Source organism: Synechococcus sp. CS-1329 (genome assembly GCF_025128055.1).
Lineage (GTDB): Bacteria > Cyanobacteriota > Cyanobacteriia > PCC-6307 > Cyanobiaceae > Regnicoccus_A.
In genome coordinates this window covers 1-17,015 of record NZ_JAHLYS010000033.1, presented here as the reverse complement: position 1 = coordinate 17,015, position 17,015 = coordinate 1, and the positions used below count along the sequence as shown (strand labels likewise).

General features: G+C 63.4%; 15 protein-coding genes and 1 pseudogene. 6 read left to right on the top strand and 10 right to left on the bottom strand.

From position 1 onward, the window contains the following. Positions 1 to 69 precede the first annotated feature (69 nt). The 6 genes from KQ304_RS06850 to KQ304_RS06825 all read right to left on the bottom strand — a co-directional run bounded on the left by KQ304_RS06850 (position 70) and on the right by KQ304_RS06825 (position 7,553). A complete protein-coding gene (locus KQ304_RS06850) occupies positions 70 to 1,773 on the bottom strand; it encodes an ATP-binding protein (protein WP_259736362.1) in 1,704 nt (567 codons plus the stop codon). Beyond that, a complete protein-coding gene (locus KQ304_RS06845; RefSeq protein ID WP_259736361.1) occupies positions 1,770 to 3,194 on the bottom strand; it encodes a restriction endonuclease subunit S in 1,425 nt (474 codons plus the stop codon). Before KQ304_RS06845 ends, KQ304_RS06850 begins: the two co-directional genes overlap by 4 nt. Then, positions 3,191 to 4,366 (bottom strand): Fic family protein, encoded by a 1,176-nt coding sequence (locus KQ304_RS06840; protein WP_259736360.1) that lies wholly within the window; start codon positions 4,364 to 4,366, stop codon positions 3,191 to 3,193. Before KQ304_RS06840 ends, KQ304_RS06845 begins: the two co-directional genes overlap by 4 nt. Positions 4,367 to 4,476: 110 nt before the next feature. After that, on the bottom strand, positions 4,477 to 5,316 hold the full coding sequence (locus KQ304_RS06835; protein ID WP_259736359.1) for a hypothetical protein: 840 nt from the start codon (positions 5,314 to 5,316) through the stop codon (positions 4,477 to 4,479). A 3-nt stretch (positions 5,317 to 5,319) separates the two neighbouring features. Beyond that, positions 5,320 to 6,777 carry a class I SAM-dependent DNA methyltransferase gene (locus tag KQ304_RS06830; protein WP_259736358.1) on the bottom strand — a complete coding sequence of 486 codons (1,458 nt, stop codon included), beginning with the start codon at positions 6,775 to 6,777 and terminating at the stop codon, positions 5,320 to 5,322. Positions 6,778 to 7,031: 254 nt separating this feature from the next. After that, entirely contained in the window at positions 7,032 to 7,553 is a 522-nt protein-coding gene (locus KQ304_RS06825) for a formylglycine-generating enzyme family protein (protein WP_259736357.1), read from the bottom strand. A 60-nt stretch (positions 7,554 to 7,613) separates the two neighbouring features. Here KQ304_RS06825 and KQ304_RS06820 point away from each other — a divergent pair, with 60 nt between their 5' ends. Beyond that, a complete protein-coding gene (locus KQ304_RS06820) occupies positions 7,614 to 8,279 on the top strand; it encodes a GAP family protein (protein ID WP_259736356.1) in 666 nt (221 codons plus the stop codon). A 503-nt stretch (positions 8,280 to 8,782) separates the two neighbouring features. Here the strand turns inward: KQ304_RS06820 and KQ304_RS06815 are convergent. From KQ304_RS06815 to mscL, 4 genes and pseudogenes are all read right to left on the bottom strand, one after another. After that, a complete protein-coding gene (locus tag KQ304_RS06815; RefSeq protein WP_259736355.1) occupies positions 8,783 to 9,100 on the bottom strand; it encodes a DUF5996 family protein in 318 nt (105 codons plus the stop codon). 10 nt (positions 9,101 to 9,110) lie between these two features. Next, positions 9,111 to 9,604, bottom strand: a pseudogene (locus KQ304_RS06810) (DUF5996 family protein). Positions 9,605 to 9,927: 323 nt separating this feature from the next. Further along, positions 9,928 to 10,407, bottom strand: coding sequence for a hypothetical protein (locus KQ304_RS06805; protein WP_259736353.1), 480 nt, complete (start codon positions 10,405 to 10,407; stop codon positions 9,928 to 9,930). 213 nt (positions 10,408 to 10,620) lie between these two features. Next, positions 10,621 to 11,001, bottom strand: coding sequence for a large conductance mechanosensitive channel protein MscL (gene mscL, locus KQ304_RS06800; RefSeq protein WP_259736352.1), 381 nt, complete (start codon positions 10,999 to 11,001; stop codon positions 10,621 to 10,623). A gap of 243 nt (positions 11,002 to 11,244) precedes the next feature. Here mscL and KQ304_RS06795 point away from each other — a divergent pair, with 243 nt between their 5' ends. From KQ304_RS06795 to KQ304_RS06775, 5 genes are all read left to right on the top strand, one after another. After that, the gene (locus KQ304_RS06795; RefSeq protein ID WP_259736351.1) at positions 11,245 to 11,859 is read left to right on the top strand and encodes a cytochrome b/b6 domain-containing protein; all 615 of its coding nucleotides are present in this window, start codon (positions 11,245 to 11,247) and stop codon (positions 11,857 to 11,859) included. Between the two features lie 8 nt (positions 11,860 to 11,867). Further along, a complete protein-coding gene (locus KQ304_RS06790) occupies positions 11,868 to 12,587 on the top strand; it encodes a molybdopterin-dependent oxidoreductase (protein ID WP_259736350.1) in 720 nt (239 codons plus the stop codon). Further along, a complete protein-coding gene (locus KQ304_RS06785) occupies positions 12,584 to 13,204 on the top strand; it encodes a TVP38/TMEM64 family protein (protein WP_259736349.1) in 621 nt (206 codons plus the stop codon). The genes KQ304_RS06790 and KQ304_RS06785 overlap by 4 nt, the downstream gene beginning before the upstream one ends. 39 nt (positions 13,205 to 13,243) lie before the next feature. Beyond that, positions 13,244 to 13,426: a hypothetical protein gene (locus tag KQ304_RS06780; protein ID WP_259736348.1), complete on the top strand. Its 183-nt coding sequence runs from the start codon at positions 13,244 to 13,246 to the stop codon at positions 13,424 to 13,426. 270 nt (positions 13,427 to 13,696) lie between these two features. Next, positions 13,697 to 16,840 (top strand): choice-of-anchor I family protein, encoded by a 3,144-nt coding sequence (locus KQ304_RS06775; RefSeq protein WP_259736347.1) that lies wholly within the window; start codon positions 13,697 to 13,699, stop codon positions 16,838 to 16,840. The last annotated feature ends 175 nt before the right edge of the window (positions 16,841 to 17,015 follow it).

The window sequence follows — 17,015 nt, the reverse complement described above, 5'->3', positions numbered from 1 at the left end:
GGCAGTCTGGGGCACGTCATTGGCTTGTGCCGTTCGGGGCCTCTGCTAGGGGCTTTGCTAACTCCTCTGCTAATTGACGACTATGGAGCCGCCCTTAGTAGAGCCCTCGGCTGCTGCCCTGAGGATCCACCGTGCGCCCTCCAGAGTGCCGATCCGCTCGATCCGTCCAGCGCGGCGCAGCTCTTGCATCAGGTTCTGAACCTTCCTGAGCTTCTGCTCCTCGCTCAGCCGCTCAGGCAGCTTGGGCAGTAGCAAGGCATCCACCTCCTTGCGCGCCACAGGACCGTGTTCGTGGACGAGTTGGAGGATCAGATCCAGGTAGTACTTCTTCTCGAAGCCGCGCTCACGGATGTGCCTGGCGGTATCGCCTGTGGCTTTGGCGACGGAGGCCGAAACGATCAGATTGGGAAACCGCCCCTCCACCAGCCTCTGCTTCTTGAGCTGCTGGTGCTCGTCGCGACTGATCGGCAGGCCCTTCTGGATGCGGTCGAGCAGGATCACTTGGGTAAGGGATAGGTCGGGCTGCTGCATCAGCAGCCGTGTGTAGCGCTCATCGAGGATGCGGCCGGGGATGGTGACTTGCACCCGATCGGTGGCGCTGAGGTCGTAGTCGGGCAGGGGGAAGGAGCGGCGCCGCTGGGTCTCGAACATGCGTTTGATGCCGCCGCCCTGGGTATCGATCAGGTTCAGTTCCACCATGGCGTCCGCCAGCATCCGGTTTCGGTAGAGCTCTTGAGGGGCGTCCTGCTCGATCACGGTTCGGATCGTGCCGGGGAGAAAGTCGCCCACGTTGGTGATAAGCACACGGTCGGGAAACTCCACCACGGTGATGCGGCCATGGCGGAGATAGTCCTGATGGGCGATGGCGTTGTGCAGTGCTTCCCGGAGTACCCAGGGGTCGTACTGGCTCAATTCCTGCGGGAAGAGGGTGCCACTTGGCAGGGCGCGCACTGTGAGGTTGCGCAGGCGTTGCAACAGCTGATCACCGGCCAGTAGAAACGGAGGGCCGATGTGGGTGTAATCGAGTTCGTGGTTGCCGGCGTCCTTGAGGATCCAGGACACCTTGGCCACGGCTGGCGACAGCAGCGTGGCGGCCTCAGGGCGGCCCAGGAGCAGAACAGCGGTGTGGGTGATGGCCCCCTGGCGCAGCAGCCGGGCCTTGTTGAGGAAGGTGCGGTCGTCCCAGGTGGTGAGCTCCTGGGCTTGGTTGGGATGCTTGATCTGAAACTGCTCGCGGGCCTTGGCGATGGCCTCGGGATCGAGATCTGCCAGGGTGGCGCCTTCGCAGATGGCGGCCGACCAGTCGACACCCTGAGACCAGAGCCGGCGCGCTTTTTCCGGGTGATTGGCGAGTTTAGTTTTGCTGGTGCCAGCGCGGCAATAGCCTTGGCCGTGAAACTCCACCGGCCGTCCCCGGGCAGGGCCAACCGCGAGCAGAGCAACCCTGCCATCGGGGTGGTCGAGGCTGTGAGGCTCGATGCCGGGATTGGGTTGCAGAAGGGCGGCCAGCCAGGGCAGCAGATCCTGATTGCCCTTGGCTTTGGCGGTGTAGGGATCGAAGCGGGTGCCGACGACGGCGTTGCTGGCATCCTCGATGCCAAAGATCAGATAGCCGCGGGGCTGATTCAGAAGGGCGGCTTCATTGGCCAGGGCGGAGAGGTACTCACCAATCTCCTGGGGATCAGCGTTGTTGTGCTTGAACTCCAGCCACTCGGTTTCTCTGGGCAGCCCGCGCAGGCGATCCACCAGGGCAATGAGTTCTGGCTGGTTCATGGCAACTCCGTCTCTTCGTCGCCATCGAGCCCAAGCTCTTCAATCTCGTCGCCCGGCTCGCTGGCATCCTGGGGTTCGATTTCCTCTGGCAGCCCTGCCGCAGCCTGCCGCACATCAAGCTTGCCGGTGACCACATCGGCGATTAGGCGGGTGCGGTATTCGCTGAGAAGGGTGATCTCCCGCTTGGCGTTGTTGATTCCCGTGCTCAGAGTTGCTGTCGACTGCCCAATCCATTCGACAAGCCCGTCTTGCTCGTTATGGGGAGGAAGCAGCACCAAGTAGTTCTTTACGTCATCAAGAGACAAGCCCTGCTTAGTCCCTCCGTACATACTGAGCTGCCCGTGAGCCCGTCCCACATTCGATAGCAGCACGTATCCAACCCAGCGGGAGTTGGCAGCCCCCACACGTGGTCGACAGCAAGCGACGTGCTGGCTGACGTACGCCTCCTCGATGCCAGGTGGTACAACTGCCACGGACCCAATAAACGCGGTGATCGACAACAGAATGTCCTCTGGTTGAACCCGGGTTCGGGCCGCTTCGGCGATGGCATGGTCGGGCAGCTGAAGACGAACGCTGCTTTCGAAATCGAGATCTAACGACGCTCTTGTGAGGTTTCCAATTCGAATGAAAAGCACTCCAGAGACAGCCGCGAAGTTAGACCACCCGCGAGAACCGCTAGTCACACGGGAAACCAGTGACTTCAGTCGCACTGTCTCCCAATGCTCCGGTATCTCCCCCAACCACTGAATCCCCGAATCCTTCAGCGGCACGGAAGGATCCAGCCCCCGGGTCACGGCGCGGTGAATGATGGCCTGCTTCTGCTCATTCAGCAGGGCTATGATCCTGCGCTTGGCCCGGATGGCGCGATCCAGCCGGTTGGTGGCCCAGGTGAGGAAACGGGCGATAGCCTCCTGCTCCTCAGGCGGTGGGCATAGCAACGGAATTTGAAGAAACTGATCTGGATACAATCGCAAACGAGAAGAATTGATCCCCATCGAGCGACGAATGTATTCCGTCTTGTAGGCATCGGTGCGCAGCAGGCTATCTAGATATTCCGAGTTCAAAATCCCAGTTCTCAGCGAGCGATAGACGCCGTAAGAGGGGCTCACTATGCCTTCTTGTCTAGCAATGCCCAGGGCACCCATGAATGCCCACATCGTATTGATTGCGATATCCCCAGGGCGGCAGATCTTGTAGCCGATCGTCGATTCGGCCAGAAACATGGTTACATTTTGCTTCCGAGGCGTCACTCCTGTCTTGTGTGACACGGACATCAATACCTCCTTCCCGGACTCCGAGCGTTTATCGACTTCACGAAAGAAGTACTTGGCTCGCATTTCAGACCAATGCGCTGGAATCTCCCCAAGCCATGCCAGGTCCGAATCCTTGTACTCCGCATACGGCTTCAGATCCTCAATCACGCCGCCACCCCCTGCGGCGTGTCGCCGAACAGCTCGATGTAGGGCTGGTAGCAGAAGCGCCGGTGGCGTTTCTGGCCCGTCATCTCACGAAGGATGCCTAGCGCTTCCAGCCGGGCCACCAGCGTGTTGGCGGCGGGGTAGGTGGTGGCGATCAGTGCTTCGATCGCGTTCACGCTCACGATCGGCCGATCGAACAGGCTTTCCAGCACCCGGTGCCCGTTGGCGGCGGCCCGGCCCAGGTGGTCGGTGATCAGGGCTCGGTGCTGCTCCCGCAGCGCCAGGATGCGCCGTGCCGTGCCACTGGCCTCCTGGCTCACTTCAGCCACGCCTTGCAGAAAGAAGGTCAGCCAGGCCTCCCAGTCGCCGTCGTCCCGCACCGCCTGCAGATGGTCGTAATAGGCCTGGCGGTGCTGCTTGAAGTAGTGAGAAAGGTAGAGCACCGGTTTCTGCAGGATGCCCTTCTCGGTGAGCAGGAAGGTGATCAGCAGCCGCCCCACCCGGCCATTGCCATCCAGAAAGGGATGGATCGTTTCGAACTGGGCATGGGCCAGGCCGATGCGAATCAGGGCCGGCAGATCGTCCTTTGCATGCAGAAAGCGCTCCAAGGCCCCCAATGCTTCCGGCAGCAGCTCCGGTGGTGGCGGCACGAAGCTGGCGGTGCTCAAGGTGCAGCCGCCGGGCCCGATCCAGTTCTGGCTGCGGCGCAGTTCCCCAGGGGTGAGCCGGCTGCCGCGCACCCCCTGCAGCAGTTCGGCGTGGATCTCGCCGATCAACCGCATTGACACCGGCAGGGTCGCCAACCTTCCCAGGCCATGGTTCATCGCTCGCACATAGTTCACCACCTCATCCACATCGCGTGGCAGGTTTTCCATGCCGAACAGATTGGCCTCAGCCGCCAGCAGATCCTGCAGGGAGCTCTGGGTGCCCTCGATCTGGCTGGAGAGCACCGCTTCCTTGCGGACATACATGAACACGAACAGATCCGGATTCGGCAGCGTTTCCACCGATCCATCCAGCCGCCCCAAGGCCCGATCGGCCTGGGAGAGCAGCACCTGCAGCTCACCGTTCACCTGCAGCGGTGGATCCGGTGGCAGCGGAGCGGGATGGAAGGCCCTGTATCCGGAGGGCTGGGCGCGGTAGGTGCCGGCGCGGCTCGACCTGGCTTCAAGCATGTGTTGCTGTTCCTTTCCCATGGAGGCTTTCTGCTTCCATGGTAAATAGAGCTTTCACTATGGAGGCTGTTGGGCTGCATGCGCATCTCAGCCTTGCCCATGACCACCCTTCAGTTGGCCCCCACCAGCAGCCCATCCAGCAGCCCCTCGGCCTCCTGCTCAATCGCGCGGATGTCGGCGGCGATCTCGGCCAAGGACCGCAGCGGCTTGGGTTTGTAGAAGTGGCGCGTGAAGCTCACCTCGTAGCCAACTTTGGTGGCTTCGGCGTTGATCCAGGCATCGGGCGTGAAGGGGAGCACCTCGCGGCGGATGAAGGCCTCGATGCCGCCCTCCTCCAGCAGCGGGATCTGTTCGCTGTCGCGCAGATCCACATCCGGCTCGTACTCCACCACGCAGGCCTTGCCGCTGATCTCAGCTTCAAACAAGCCATGGAGCGAATCCGGAGCCATCTTGCCGGGCTTGTGCGCCTTGGCGATCACGGCGGGGGCAGCTTCCTCTCGCCAGCTGGTTTCCCGCAGCAGCAGCTTCAGATCAGGGGCCGAGAGCTTGAGGCCCTGCAGCTTCAGCCCCTTCTGCACCTCGGCGCGGAAGTGGTTGTGATCCGTGAACAGCTCATCGCTGAACAGCTCCCGCAGCGCCTCAGCAGCAGCGACCAGCTGCTCGTCACGCTGCCAGGTGGTTCCATCCAGCAATTTCTTGCGGCGTTTATCCGGCAGCCCCCGCTTCGGCGACTCGTCGCCCTCATCTTCGTCGCCGGCTTCCTCGGATCCCCAGTCGTCGAGGAATGCCTCCAGCCGGGGCTGCAGCGCAGCGAACTCCGCCACCAGCCCATCGCCGAACTGCTCCAGGGCCGCTTCGCGGATCTCCCGGTCGCCCGAGGCGGTGCGAAGAGCCGTGATCGCGGATGGGGTGATGCGGCTGTGCAGGCGCAGGGGGCGCTCCACTGTCACCTTCTAATAGCCGAAGGCCTCATTGGCGAACATCTTGGCGTGTTCGCTTTCCTCCATGGCGTTGTAGGCGGCCAAGACGCGATCGATATCCTCGGGACCCATGATGCAGTTTTTCTTGCCTTGATTTTTCCGCAGCGGCTGGCTCCAGCCGCTGGCATCAATCAGCTGCACCTTGCCCTGCCGTTCGGGCGTTTTGCGGTTGCTCAGCAGCCACACATAGGTGGCGATACCTGTGTTGTAGAAGAGATTGAGGGGCAGGGCCACGATTGCCTCCACCCAGTCGTTCTCGAACAGCCAACGGCGGATGTTGCTCTCCCCAGAGCCCGCGTCGCCGGTGAACAACGACGAGCCGTTATGCACCTGGGCGATGCGGCTGCCTAGGGGTGAGTCGTGGTTCATCTTGCTGGCCATGTTGGCCAGGAACAGCATCTGGCCATCGCTGGAGCGTGTCACCAAAGACAGCAGCTCATCGCAGTGGTTCACCTGGAATCGCGGATCCTTCATCTCCTTCTTGCCGCCCATCACTTCGAGATCCTTCTTCCAGCTCTTGCCATAGGGCGGATTGGAGAGCATGAAATCGAAGACCCGTGCCGGAAAGGCGTCGTGCGACAAGGTCGACCATTCGGCACCGCCCACGATGTTGTCGGCGTTCTCGCCCTCGCCCTTGAGCACCATGTCGGCCTTGCAGACCGCATAGGTTTCGGGGTTGATCTCCTGGCCGTAGAGGTGGGTCACCACCTGCTGACCATGGGCCTGCGAAAGCTCTTGCAGGGTTTCGTCGGCCACCGTGAGCATGCCGCCGGTGCCGCAGGCGCCGTCGTAAAGCAGATAGCTGCCGCTCTTCACCTGGTCGGCTATCGGCTGGAAGATAAGGTTGCTCATCAGCCGCACCGCGTCGCGGGGGGTCCAGTGCTCGCCCGCTTCCTCGTTGTTGTCTTCATTGAAGCGGCGCACCAGCTCCTCGAACACCGTGCCCATGGCGTGGTTGTCGAGCGCCGCTGGGCTCAGATCGATCTGGGGATCGAGGAACTTGCTGATCAGTGTGCCAAGCGAATCCGAGCGAGACAGCGTGGGGATGTGGTTGCGGAACTTGAAGTTCTCAAGTATGTCCTGCACGTTGTCGCTGAAGCCCTCCAGGTAGGCCTCGAAATCGGCCCGCAGTTTCTGCTCGCTGCCCCGCGTGGTGAGATCGCGCAGCACGAAAGGCGACACGTTGTAGAAGGCCTGGCCTGCCGCCGCCCGCAGGGCCGCTTCCTGCTCGTTGATTTCGGCGGCATCGAGCCTGGTCTTGGCTTCCAGCACCCCCGCTTTGGTGGGCTCCAGAACCGCATCAAGCCGCCTGATCACCGCCATCGGCAGGATCACGTCAGGATACTTGCCGCGCTTGAACAGATCGCGCAGCACGTCGTCGGCGATGCTCCACAGGAATGACACGATCCGGTTGTGGGTGGCCTGGTCCATCCGAGCGTTGTCTTGCCAATGGCTTCCACAGTAGGGAGAGCTCACCTCGCAGCTCTCCGCCAGGGCTCCTGCACTGATCGTCCGGTGAGAGCAGCGTCGTGCAGGCGCTGATGCTGCCCCCCCGAGGTGGTGGCGGAGTGCTGCGCCAACTTGGCTGAAGCCGAGGCTCAGGCGGCGCTGGCGTGGTGGCGGCTGGTGGGGCTGAGCTGAACAGGTGAGCAACAACCCGGCTGATTTTCAGGCCTATCCCAACCTCACCCTCGAGAACTGGGTGGCCTGAGGCCATCGAAGCTGATCTGGGAAGCGCCACTGGCCTGTAAGGCCGCCGCCGCGGTATATCGCCCGCCTGGCCCAGTCTTTGCCGCGGAAGCTGTTTTGTTTGGGATTTGATCGACCTGCTCCCGCCACTGCCAGGTGTTGGCCTGCTTCGCTGAATAGGTTGTCCCCCAGCTGAAGATCTGATCCTCAGCCAGATCGGGGTACTGATCCTTGGGAATCGGCCGTTCGGCGACGGTCACATAGCCCGTGGCCTTCACGAACGCATCGAACTCGGCATTGGTGATTTCATGGCGGTCGATGCAGAAGCCCTCCACCGTCACCGCATCGGCTGAGAGTTCATCGGGGTAGTGATCGTCTGATCCCATGCGGAACGTGCCGCCGGCGATCCATTCCATGCCGGCCGGACAGGTGGGAGATACCTGCACGGCGCCCACTTCCAGCGGTTGGATCAGCAAGCCCAGGATGAGCAGGACCATGGCCAGCAGGCGCAGGGGCATGAAGACTCCGCAGGGCGTGTGTACCTAACAGCCTGAGAGTATGGGAGAAAGCCTCTGCCCATGGCTCCTTCGCCAACCTCCCTCGCGCTCGACGTGCTGCCCCTGGCCGTGGGGGCCGCCGTAAGCCCACTGCTGTTGGTGGGTCAGGTGCTGACCCTCACCACCCCAGGCTCCGGTCTGCGCAGAGGCTGGTGTTTTGCCCTCGGCTCGGCCCTGGTGGTGGCCCTCTGGACGGCACTGGGCCTGGGCACAGGAGCAGCTCTGCCGGCCAGGACCCCTGGCCCCGACCCGGTTTCAGCTTGCCTGCACCTGGTGCTGGCGGTCGTGCTGGTGGTGATCGGGATCGAAATCCTGTGGCGGCCCGAACCCCAGAAGGTCGCCACCAGCGCGCCCGTTGCCCATCCTCTGCGTGGGTCTTTCCTGTATGGGATAGGCCTCATGGCCGCGAACCTCACCACCCTGGTGCTGTTCCTGCCTGCGATTCAGGATGTGGCCCGATCAGGGCTTTCAGCGATCACCCAGGCGGTGATGGTGGCGATGGTCAGCGCAATCACCTTGCTGCCCTCCTTGGCCCCGCCGTTGGCCCTGCTGCTGGCGGGTTCATCAGGGCGCCGCACTCTTGTGACCCTCAGCGGTTGGACCGAACGGCATCAGCGCCAGATTAACGCCGTTCTCTGCTTCGGTTTTGGGGTATTTCTCGCCATCAGCGGTTGCTCCAGGTTGTGATCTGCCGCTATCTCTGCTCCCGACAAGTACGGATGCTCATCGCTCAGGCCTGGCAGTGCTCATCAGGTTGGCCCAATGAGCGATCAGTGTTTCAACAACAATTAGGAGCCTTTTTCTCTCGCTCAGCCAATCTTGTGTGCCTGTAGGCATCGACGGAGATCCCTCCCAGCCCCTGGGGCCGCTCAATCGACCTTCCAGTCGGGGGCGGGGGGGATACCAAAGCGTGCCGTTCACGACGCTGCTGTTCTGTCATTGGAATTTGGTTGCATGCGGCGGGCGAGAGGGGTCATCCTTCCTGCCTCGCGATTGTCGCGCAGTCATAGTCAGTAGATTTATCAGCTCACGTTGGTTGGTGGTGAGGGTATTCTCAATCATACGCTGTAGCAACAGCGAGTAGGTCATGGCCCTGAACTCGCTACCACGAAGCCATCGCCCTATGCTGATTGCAGTCACCTTGAGATCTGATCTCCCAGGTTCTAGCGTTCTCATCGCTCATGATTCCATCAGGCTGTCGATAGCGCTCCATCCACGACAATTGTGATCGGCTGCCTCTCCAGTTGTTCCCGCTCCAAGTTGAGGGCTTGTGCAGCAGTCTCATAGGTGCTCTGCAGGAAGATCAGCAGCACGTCGTCGGGTGGCGGGGCTGCTCCAACGGCATCGGAGGGAAGGAGGCGCTCACTGAGGGAGGCATTCCAGCTGGCTTCAGTCGGATGGGTGGTGCTCTTGGCCAATCCTGGTGATATTGGATAGGCATACGAATGGAAGGTAGGTGCCTGTACACCGCCTCCCCCCAGGCCAGAATCCTGTACTGATGACTGCATGGGAGCAGGCCTAACGGGTCATCCGGCCTGGGGGGTTGGCAATGCCCCCAGGGTGTACCGGTGCCAGCCGGCCGGGAAAGCAAGTCACGGCCAGGTTGAAACTTTCCCAGAAGAGGTGTGCTGGCTGCATTTCCCTGGGAGATGGGAACGGAAGTCGTTGAAGGCACGATTGGCCTGCAGCAAGGCTCTCCAGAATCGGCAGGCTGCATCAGGGTCGTAGTGGTGATGAAGCGTGTCCTGCTCCAATGGAATGGCGTCCGCGATCTCGCACGGTGTGGTCCTGATCTGGACATCGAGCCCGAGGGCGTGCAACTCAGCCATCACCGCCCCATAGAACTCAGCCACACTGCGGGGCTCAAGGGCGACCCGACGCGTCTCTCCCAGGCTGGTCTGAATCACCAGTTGGCGCTCAATGAAATCGAAGATCAGCTCGAACAGACGGCCGCCATGGGGAATGGGTGAGGTGGTGAGGTCACGGGCGCTCAGGTAGAGCGGAGCGTGCAAGGAATGGTTGGTTCATGGTGTTTCAACCAGACGGATCTTGCAGATGATCTGCATCCAGAGCCGCAGGGTTGTGGCTATTTCTTCCTGGTCAAGCTAAAGAATGTTGGGCCAGTCTTTGCCTGTTCGGCCCTGGCTGACGATCGTGAAAGTTCATGGCATAGCTTCTCTTCTTTTGTGGCGAAGAGTCGGGATCCTGATAATCCTGGCCGACTGCTGGATTCGCTTCTGCCTGGGTAAGTCTTTGAAAGATTCGACGTGTTCGCGTGGACTCGGAGGGCAGTGAGCAGATCTGGAGTGAGCCCCCGCTGTGGCTTCGGTCCGTATTACAACAACGTCCCCTGATGCTCCACCGGCTCCAGCTGCGCTGACTCGGCCCGCTCCTCTGCTTCGCTGGCCTCCACGTCGAGAACCTGCTTGATCACCCGGTCGGTGAGCGCATCGAAGTAGGCCGAGAGGGTCTGCTGGAGCTCCAGGAATTCCGGCCAGAGCGTCTCGTTCACGAAGGGGCGGCTCAGCCGCGCCATCACCGTGGTGCGCCGCTGGCCGCGATACCGATAGGGCTGGATGCCGTAGCGCCGCATCAGGGCCACGAACAGGTGACGCGACCACTGGTCGGAGAGGGAGAAGCGGAACTCCACCGGTGGCTCCTCGGCCGCCAGTTCCCGCAGGCGAGCCTGGATGCGTTCGCGCGCCCGCTCGGCCGCCACCCGCTCCCCGTCAGTGGCAGGCCTGGCGAACAGGGCCTCGATCCGCCGCAGCTTCTCCACCAGCTGCTCCTCCGGGCCCGCCGGCGGCGCGCTCACGGTTCGTGGACCGGACGCAAAGCCCCGGGCGGAACCCTGGGCGGTGGATCGCTCACGGCGGGCGATGGTGCTCGACTCCCAGATTCAGCTCAGCAACCGTAGACGCCTCTGAGATGCGTCAAGCCCGGCTCAGTTCGCCTGTGCGCGCAGTGATTTCGAGCTGGAGATCGAGCGGGTTGGCGATGATCTGCAGCTCCGAGCGGCGGGTCGCCCCTACAGCCCCTTGCGGTCCAGCGCCTCGGCCAGCCTTGTCACCGCTGAAGCCAGCTGGGCCTGGGTGTCGGGGGGTGCCACCGCCGCCTCCTTGCGCTTGGTGGCCTCGATGGTCTTCACGATCAGGAAGACCACGAAGGCGATCACGAAGAAGTTGATCAGCGCCACGATCACGGCGCCTGCCGGCCAGGCATTGATGGAGTCCACCTGGGCAGCTTTGAGCGCAGGCTCCAGCAGGCTGGTCATCACCTGGCTCACCACCGCCTCGACCACCTTGCCAAAGGCAGCGGCAATCACCACCGCCACCGCAAGGTCAACCACATTGCCCTTGTTGATGAAGGCCTTGAAATCGGCAAGGAAGCTGGAGCGACGCGGGGCCATAGCCGAAAATGATTTGGAATCGAGATAACTTACCAGTCAGGAGAATGGACATCCCTCCGGGCGCCATCGACGGCGATGGCCTGTAGGCCGATCGCACCCATCTGAGCGGGATACAGATTTGCGGCGTGCCTCTCAGCGATGGACCCATCGGTGAGTGGGGATCGGTGATGGGCAGCCCGAGGCGTGTCTCCGGCAATCCATCGGCCAGGCTCACCGGTATCCCCTCGAGGATCTCCATCACCCATGCCCGAGGTTCCGGTCCAGCCCGCCCGCATCCGCCCCGCCCCCTGGTGGACCCGGGCCTTTCATGCCTTCAACCTGCTGGTGCTGCTGGTGATGGCCGGCAGCGGCCTGCAGATCTACAACGCCAATCCGGTCTTCGGGGGGCGGGGGGGCGCCACCGTGCCGGAGCTGTTCACCCTCGGCGGCTGGCTGGCCGGCGGCCGCGACTGGCATTTCGGCTTCATGGGGCTCTACGCCCTCAACCTCGGTCTCTGGATGGCCCTGCTGCTGGCCCAGCGCCGGCGGCGGTTGGCGGAGGTGGGGGATCTGAGCACCCTCAGGGCCAGTGCCCACGCGCCCAGGCGCCGACTGGCCAGTCACCGGCTGGTGTACACGCTGATGCTGATCCTGCTGGGCTTCAGCCTGATCACCGGCCTGGCGATGTATAAACCCGCCCAGTTCTGGTGGCTCTCGGGGCTGTTCTCGTTCGGTGAGGCCTTTGGTGTCACCGCCTGGCAGACCCTGCGGGTGTGCCATTTCGCCACGATCCCCGCCATCGCTCTGCTGCTGATCGCCCACGTGCTGCTCTCGTGGCGGATCGGCGGGATGCGCCTGCTGCGCGCGATGTTCGCCTGAGCCCTGCCATGACGAACCACCAGGATCCCGCTTCACTGCTCAGCCGCCGCCGCTTGCTGGGCCTTGGGGCGTCGGCTGGCTCCAGCCTGCTGCTCGGGGGCTGCGCCCTCAATGGCCTCAGCGAGCAGGTGGGGCAGATCAGCGAGCCCCTCAACCAGCGTCTCGAAGCTCTGCTGCAGGGCCGCGGCCCGGTGCCGGAGTTCCGGCCCGATCAGGTGGATCCTGAGGCGCTGCTGATCAACAGCTTCAACGGCACGCCCCGCTTGGATCCCGGCAGCTACCGGCTGCGGGTGGAGGGCCTGGTGAACCGGCCGCTCCAGCTCGATCTGGCGGCCCTGGCCGCCCTGCCCCAGCAGAGCGTCACCATGCGCCATGTCTGCGTGGAGGGCTGGGCGGCGATCGTGACCTGGTCGGGCGTGCGCCTGGCCGATGTGCTCAACCTGGCTGAGATCTCGCCCCTGGGCGGCTATGTGGAGATCGAGTCGGCCGATCAATACTTCGAGAGCTGGGACCGGGCCTCGGCCATCCATCCGCAGACCCTCCTGGCCACGGCCATGAACCGGGCGCCTCTGCCCGTGGCCAATGGGGCCCCCGTGCGCCTCGCCACCCCGATCAAGCTGGGCTACAAGCTCAGCAAGTGGGTGACGCGCCTGCGGGTGGTCTCCAGCCTCGGAGTGCGTCGCGGCACCTGGGAAGACCAGGGCTACGAATGGTTCGCGGGCCTGTGAGCCCAGCCCTCCTGGCCGTGGACCCTTCCACCTGGCTGGAGCCGCTGCTGCCGGCCCTGCGCTCCCCCGCCGGGGCGGTGGCGTTCGTGCCGCTCTATGCCCTCTGGGTGACGCTGCTGCTGCCGGGGGTCTGGGCCTCGATGTTGGCCGGGGCGCTCTACGGCACCGTCTGGGCCAGTGTGATTGTGTTTCTGGGGGCGGCGCTGGGGGCGATCGTCACCTTCCTGCTGGGCCGCCACTGGCTGCGCGGCTGGAGCCGCCGCCGCCTTGGCGCCTTCCCGAAGCTGCTGGCGATCGAGCGGGCCGTGAGCCACGAAGGGCTGAAGCTGGTGCTGCTCACCCGCCTTTCGCCGGCTTTCCCCTTCAGCCTGCTCAACCTGGCCTACGGGCTCAGTGAGGTGAGCCTGCGGGATTACACGATCGGGCTGATCGCGATCCTGCCGGGCACGGTGCTGTTCTGCGCCCTTGGGGAGCTGGCCGGTGATGTGGCCCGCTTCGGGGAGGTGCTCCACGGCGACGCCGACGCCGGCACCTGGGCGCTGCGGATCCTGGGGCTGGTCGCCACGGTGGGTTCGATCTGGGTGGCGGGACGGGCGGCGCGGCGCGCCCTTGGGTAGGGATAGACGCATCCGCCCCCTGACGGCTTGTAATCGATCGTGCTTAAGCGCGACGCCCTGTTCATCTCCGATCTCCATCTCCGCTCCAACCAGTGCGAGGCCCGGAAACTCAGTGCCTTCCTCAAGCTCATCCGCCCTCAGTTGCCCTACCTGGTGGGGGATGTCATCGATCTGCGGGCGATCCGCTTCAACGCAGGTGTGAGCGAGCGCTTCTGGTGCTAGGCCAGTTCGGCATAGTTCGCTCGGCCGCATTCGGACCGGATCAGCAGGAATACACCCAGATCGATCGGAGGCTGGACCATGGCGAGCACCAACTGTTCCTTGAGCCCTGGGCGTGTCTGTGCCTGAGGCGACAGGGAAGGGTCGCATGCAGGCCCATGGGAGGTGGTCTGGACTTCAATCCCATGGACATAACCCTGGCCTAATCAAGCCTTAACGACAGCACAGGGTCTGTTGCCGGAGGGTGATGGTCACCAACCGTCCCAAATCTCCGTGCCGGCCACCAAAGCGATCAAGTCTCTCTTCTCCTTCCTGGAAGAGGGAGTCCCGTTCCGCCGCTCCTTTTTCTCGGGTTCGTTTGGATTCGAAGATCGCTTCGGCCGCGGCCGCGGCAAGCCCCCGGCACCGGCCAATCCCCTGCTGGCCAGCATCAACCTTTCGCCGACGCCTCCCGCCCCTGGCGCCTCCCCAACCGAGCAGTTCCAGACGGAGATCTCCGCTTACGTGAACGTGCGCGGCAAGCTGTTCATCCTCTCCTCCGGCGGTGGTGGCACCCTGCAGGTGACCGATGCCACCGATCCCTCTGCCCCGAAAGCGCCGCAGCGGGTCTCCTTCGATTCTTACATCAGCCAGTCGGTGGCCACCCACGACGATCTGGTGGCCGTTGCCCTCTCCCCTAGCGACTACGGCATCAACGCCGGCAAGGGGCTGGTGCGTTTCTACCGGATTGACAAGTCCGGCAGGCTCACCCTGTTGAAGGACGTGGAAGTGGGTTATCTGCCCGACGGTATCGCCTTCAGTGACGACGGCAAGAAGCTGGTGATCGCCAACGAGGGCGAGCCGATTGCGAACTACGCGATCGATCGCCCCGGCAGCATCGGCATCATCGACATCAAGGGCAAGGAAGGCAAGGAGAAGTTCACCTACACTGACCTTGGCTTTGCCGGGCTCACCCTGCCGGATGGGATCCGCATCTCCGGGCCGGCAGGCACCACTCAGGCCACGGACATCGAGCCGGAGTACGTCTCGATCCTGGGGAACTATGCCTACGTGACCCTTCAGGAGAACAACGGCGTCGCCAAGGTCAACCTCAAGACCAACACGATCGAGACGATCTTTGCCCTCGGCAGCGTCGATTTCAGCACCCAGCTCGTTGACATCACCGACCGGGACGGCCCCCCCGTTTCCCCCAGCACCACCGGAACGCCCCTGATCAAGCCTGTTCTCGGCAACAACGTGGCGGGTCTGCGTATGCCGGATGGGGTGGCCGCCTTCAGCACCAAAGGCAAGGACTACTTCATCACCGCCAACGAGGGCGATGGCCGCGAATACGGCACCTACATCGATGAAACCCGGCGCCTGGGTCGACTGAAGACCCTCAGTGAAGACACCACCGCCCCCTTCACCGCCTTCGGCAGCCGCAGCGTCAGCATCTTCGATGCCAGCACCGGCGCCCTGGTGTGGGACAGCGGCAACACCCTGCAGACCATCGCCATCGCCGCCGGCGTGTACGACGACACACGCAGCGACGACAAGGGCGTTGAGCCCGAAGGTGTGGTGGTCAAGAAGCTGGACGGTCGCACCTACGCGATCGTCAGTGCCGAACGGGGCACCAGCAGCCTGCTGGCGGTGTTCGACATCACCCAGCCCGCCCAGGCCAGCTTCGTCACCAGCACCGTGCTGGCCGGCAGCGTGTCGCCCGAGGGCCTGCTGGTGATCGACGCCAAGGACAGCCCCACCAAGCGGGACCTGCTGGTGGTGTCCAACGAGGTGTCGAACACCCTGAACATCCTCGACCTCGGCGCCCTTGTCGCCGCGCCCCCGGTGGCCGGTGCCGGCACCTTCGCCGCCACCATGCTCAAGGACGTGGCCGGCGGACCGGAACTGACGATCACCAGCCTGATCACCAACGGCGAGTTCACCAACGGCACCGCGCCGGGCAGCGGCGTCTACGTGCCGCCGGGCATCTTCGACGGACAGGGTGCCTACGCCAATGGCGATGGCACCTACACCCTGCTGGTGAACCATGAGGTCGGTGCCAGCGTTGGCTACGCCTACACCGCCGAGGGCCTCAATGCTTCGGTCACCGGTTCCCGCATCAGCAGCTTCATCGTCGACATCGATGTCGATGACAACGCGGCCAACGGCTTCCAGTCGCGCATCGTCAGTGGTGGCCTGGCCTACGACAAGGTGATCGGCGACGACCTCAACGGATTCGATCGCTTCTGCTCCGCCAATCTGGTGGAAGCCAACAGTTTCGGCGCTGGCCGCGGCTTCTCTGATCGCATCTACCTCACGGGCGAGGAGGTGTTCGGAGGAGGTGGTGGCGCTTTCTACGCGCTGGATACGCTGAACAGTGACCTGTACCAGGTGAAGGCCTTCGGCAAGGGCACCTGGGAATCGGCCACGGCCATCGACACCGGCAGCGCCAACACGGTCGCCGTGCTCCTCTTCGATGACGCCAAGGCACCCCTGCGTCTCTGGGTTGGCCAGAAGACGGCGGGTGGGTTCCTGGAGCGCAACGGCCTGGCGGAGGCCAATGGCGCACTGTACACCTTCGTGCCCACGGCCCTGGCGGAAACCGGTCTCGACAACACCCCCGGCCCTGATTCCGACGACCTCAAGGCCCTGGCCCTGGGTGCTCCCCTGGCCGGCAGCTGGGTGAAGGTCGAGAAGCCCGCCGGCACGAGCTACGCCGATCTCAGCGATGCCCAGTTCCGCAATCTGACGATCGGCCTCGGGGCCCTTCAGCTCAGCCGTATTGAGGATGGCGAAGTCAACCCGCTCAATGGCCAGCAGGCTGCCTTTGTCACTACCGGCACGAAGGATTTCAGCAGCGGTGATCTCTACGGCAACGTCTACACCATGAGCTTCGCTGATGCCTTCGCCACCGATGGCAGCCTGGCCAGCACCGGTGCCAGCAGCCTGCGGCTCATCTACGACGCCGATCGCTTCGCCGACCCCATCACGGGCCTGCGCAACCCCGACAACCTCACCTGGAGCGCCGACGGCTCCCTGTACCTGCAGGAGGATCGGGCCAACGGCGGTGGCATCGACATCAGTGCAGGCAACTTCGGCACCCAGGAGGCGTCGATCTGGAAGTTGAACCCCAGCGGCCCGGTCGATCCAATCTCGGGTGTGCCGGCTGAGCGCTGGGCCCAGATCGATCGAACCGCTGTGCCGACCGCCTACGGCCAGAGCCAACCCGGTGTGGTCACCGACACCAACACCAACGGTGTCGGCAACTGGGAGTCCTCGGGCATCATTGATGTCTCGACAATTTATGGAGCCGCACCCGGCAGCTTCTTCCTCGCCAATGTCCAAGCCCACAGCCTCGGTGGTGGAAACATCAACGGCTCCGGCTATCTGGTGGAGGGGGGCCAGATCGACCTGATCCAGCAGCTGCCGCTGATTTGAATCAGGGGATCGGGGGCTCGTGAGGTGGTCTGGTTTTTCTGGACAGGGCCCATCGTTAACCTCTGAGGCGGGGCACCGCCCCTGAAAGGGGCTCCCAACGTTGGCGAAGCCTTCTCCGAAGGAGTTGAGCAAACGCCGAACCCACAGCCCCGAGTTCAAGGCCAGGGTCGCCATG